Source organism: Bacillus sp. JJ1127 (assembly GCF_036965845.1).
Classification (GTDB): Bacteria; Bacillota; Bacilli; order Bacillales; family Bacillaceae_G; genus Bacillus_A.
The window spans coordinates 46,490-48,595 of record NZ_JBALQK010000003.1; the positions used below are offsets into that span (position 1 = coordinate 46,490).

At 33.4% G+C, this 2,106-nt stretch carries 2 protein-coding genes and 1 pseudogene; 2 read left to right on the top strand and 1 reads right to left on the bottom strand.

Going from position 1 to position 2,106, the window contains the following annotated elements:
- Both V7183_RS00515 and V7183_RS00520 read left to right on the top strand, forming a co-directional pair.
- Positions 1-315, top strand: a pseudogene (locus tag V7183_RS00515) (glycosyltransferase family 2 protein); the annotation flags it as partial.
- A 93-nt stretch (positions 316-408) separates the two neighbouring features.
- Complete coding sequence (locus V7183_RS00520) at positions 409-1,830, top strand: oligosaccharide flippase family protein (RefSeq protein WP_335358377.1); 1,422 nt, start codon at positions 409-411, stop codon at positions 1,828-1,830.
- Between the two features lie 85 nt (positions 1,831-1,915).
- Here V7183_RS00520 and V7183_RS00525 read toward each other — a convergent pair.
- Positions 1,916-2,106, bottom strand: a 191-nt coding sequence (locus tag V7183_RS00525) for a hypothetical protein (protein ID WP_335358378.1), incomplete at its 5' end; no start/stop codon positions are given.

A 2,106-nucleotide genomic window follows, 5' to 3' on the forward strand; every position in this document is an offset into this window, starting at 1 on the left:
GAATTAAAAACAACAAAGGAATTAGAAGTATTCAATCGGATGAAAGACTGGGTTCATCAGAAATCTCAAAATTTGATAACAACAGATTCTGAAGAGCTTATCCAAATTCTTGAGACCTATCTATTTCCATATACAGTCATTAATAATGCCTGTATCTATATTAAAGAGAATTCAAAATTAGACAAATCACAGATTAACTTAATTAAAAAAGATTTAAAGAAATATTGCCGTAAGATTTATTCTAAAAACGGAAAACGAAGCAAAAAATTATATGCAATGCTTTGGTTCGTTCGAATTAAATTTATGTTTTCTTAAACAAAAAATATGATTCTAAACATTCTTTTTTGTAAATAAATCGCTCTTACAAATAGGACGAGCTATGTCCTGAAGAATAGAAAGGTATTTTCGATGAAAACAAATAAAATCCTTAAAAACGCTTCCTATCTCTTTGTAGGAAATATTATCGTTAAATTTGTACTCGCTATTGCTACGATTCTCTTTGCGAGATATGTTTCGCCAACAGATTATGGTATGTTTACAACCGCATTAGCTGTTTCAGCTGTTATCTGTTATTTTACAGATGCAGGTTTAACACATACCTTTATGCGCGAAGGAACGAAACAAGGTGCTAGTATTAGCGAATTAATAAGTAGCTATTTACGCGTCCGTTTAGTATTAGCTGTCGTGATTTCTGTACTCTTTGCTATTTTTGCACAGTTTTTCTATACCGATGCTTATTTACGTGCAATGGTATATTGGGTCGTGTTACCAACAATGTTCGGAGCAACTTTACAAGGCGTCGGAATGGCTTACTTCCAAGTAACAGAACGTATGCAATTCTCTGCTATCATCTCTGTATTACAAGGTTTAACAGCTGCTGCCGCTCTTTTACTAGGAATGTCCTTTAAATGGTCACTTATGATGGTTGCAGCCATGTATGGGATATCCAGCCTTGTAACAGGACTTATCGCATTTATAATGGTAATCCGCTATACAACCATTCATAAAGGTTGGGATAGAGGGATTTTAGATCAATTACTTGTTTTCACAATCAATGGAATCATCATTATGCTCTTACCGCAATTAGGTCCAATTATATTAGAGAAGGTTTCAACATTAAAGCAAGTTGGATTCTTTGGAGCTGCATCGAAAATCCCAGCAGTACTTTATCAAATACCTGGTGTAATTGCAGCTGCCTTTTACCCAAAACTATTCGCTTTTGGAAATGAAAAAAATATTGATGAGCATAGAAAATTATCACATTTTGAATTAAAGCTTATGTCTTTCTTAGGAATGGGAATTTCTATTCCATTTATCGCTGATCCAAGCTTTTGGATTGTTACTTTATTAGGAGAAAAATATGCACCAGCAGGTAATGCTCTTGCTATTTTAGCCTTTATGGTTATTTTGCAATCCATCAACTATCCACTTGCTGACAATTTAACAACGATTGGCCAACAGTGGAAACGTACGACAACAATGACAATTGGTTTAGTTGTTGCCGTAATCAGCTATATCGTATTAGGTAGCAAATTCGGAATGATGGGTGCTGCTGTTGCTGCCGTCCTTACAGAAGTTACTTTATTATTAGGGTTTACTTTATTTGTTCATAAAGGATTCCAACTATTATTTAAAGGGATTATATTTAATACCATAGCATTTGTAATTAGTTACGGTATTTATCGTACGGTATTAATCAGCCTAACACCACTAGTTGCTTTAACGCTCACGGGCATATTATACGGTATTATTGGTCTCGCAATCGATCCGCAAATACGTGGATTAATTTTAGGATTTGTAAATAAAAAGTTAGCTAGTAAAAAAGCTTAAGCTTCAAGTTCTTTTTCGCATTCATTACTGTGAAAAAGAACTTGGAGTTTTTTTATAACTTGTAATTCATTTCGCTATTTACGGCTCAAATTGCAGCAACAAAAAAATACGCGTAAGATAAGCTATCCGTAAAAGTTCTTTTACCTTCTAAGCTAAATTGACTTACTTTTTTGGAATGATTATACTGAGAGACGAGCAATCCATGTAAACCAATGATTGTAAAATATATATGATAAAGGGAAAAATGTATTTTTTTATATGACAGTTTGTCAATCT